This is a genomic window from Caulobacter sp. D5 (genome assembly GCF_003185805.1).
GTDB lineage: Bacteria > Pseudomonadota > Alphaproteobacteria > Caulobacterales > Caulobacteraceae > Caulobacter.
The window spans coordinates 1-1,115 of sequence record NZ_QHJY01000502.1 but is presented as its reverse complement, the minus strand read 5'-3'; the positions used below and the strand labels follow the sequence as shown (position 1 = coordinate 1,115).

1 protein-coding gene is annotated in these 1,115 nt (G+C 69.8%); it reads right to left on the bottom strand.

The window, feature by feature from the left end; translation table 11 throughout:
* On the bottom strand, positions 1-1,100 hold a 1,100-nt coding region (gene hisD / locus DMC18_RS24425; RefSeq protein ID WP_199232632.1), incomplete at its 3' end, for a histidinol dehydrogenase.
* Positions 1,101-1,115 lie beyond the last annotated feature (15 nt).

The following is a 1,115-nucleotide window of genomic DNA, read 5'->3' as shown; positions in this document are numbered from 1 at the left end:
CCGGTGTAGCGGGCCGCCAGCTTGGTCGGCAGGGTGTGGTTGGTGCCGATCACCTTGTCGCCGAACGAGACATTGGTGCGCGGCCCCAGGAACAGCGCCCCGTAGTTGGTCATGTTTTCCAGGAAATAGTCCGGATCGCGGGTCATCACCTGCACGTGCTCGGAGGCGATCTTGTCGGCGATCTCGACCATCTCCTCGTCGCTCCCCGCGAGGATCACCTGGCCGAAGCTCTCCCAGGCCCGGCGGGCGATGGCGGCGGTGGGCAGGATCTCGAGCAGCTTCTCGACCCAGAAGAGGGTGTCCTCGGCCAGCTTCTGCGAGGTGGTCAGCAGGATGGCCGGGCTGTCGGGACCGTGCTCGGCCTGGCCCAGCAGGTCGGTGGCGCAAAGCTCGCCGTCCACCGTGTCGTCGGCGATGACCAGGGTCTCGGTCGGGCCGGCGAAGAGGTCGATGCCGACCCGGCCGAACAGCTGGCGCTTGGCCTCGGCGACATAGGCGTTGCCGGGTCCGACCAGCATGTCGACCGGCGCGATGGTCTGGGTGCCCAGGGCCATGGCCGCCACCGCCTGCACCCCGCCCAGGGTGTAGATCTCGTCCGCTCCTGCAAGAGCCTGCGCGGCCACGATGGCCGGGGCCGGCTTGCCGCCGAACGGCGGGGCGCAGGTCACCACGCGCGGCACGCCGGCCACCTTGGCCGTCAGCACCGACATGTGGGCCGAGGCCAGCAGCGGATACTTGCCGCCCGGCACGTAGCAGCCGGCGGCGTTCACCGGCAGGTTCTTGTGGCCCAGGATCACGCCGGGCAGGGTCTCGACCTCGACGTCTTTGAGGCTGTCGCGCTGGATCTGGGCGAAGTTGCGCACCTGGGCCTGGGCGAACTCGATGTCCTTCAGGTCACGATCCGACAGCTGGTCCATGCAGGCCTGGATCTCGGCCGGCGACAGGCGGTAGCTCTCGCGGTCCCAGCCGTCGAACTTCGTCGACAGCTCGCGCACCGCCGCATCGCCCCGCGCCGCAACGTCGGCCAGGATCCCCTCCACCGTCTCGCGCACCGCACGGTCCGCCGCCGCCACAACGCCCGCGTCCGCACCGCTCTTCAACCACTTCGCCATGGC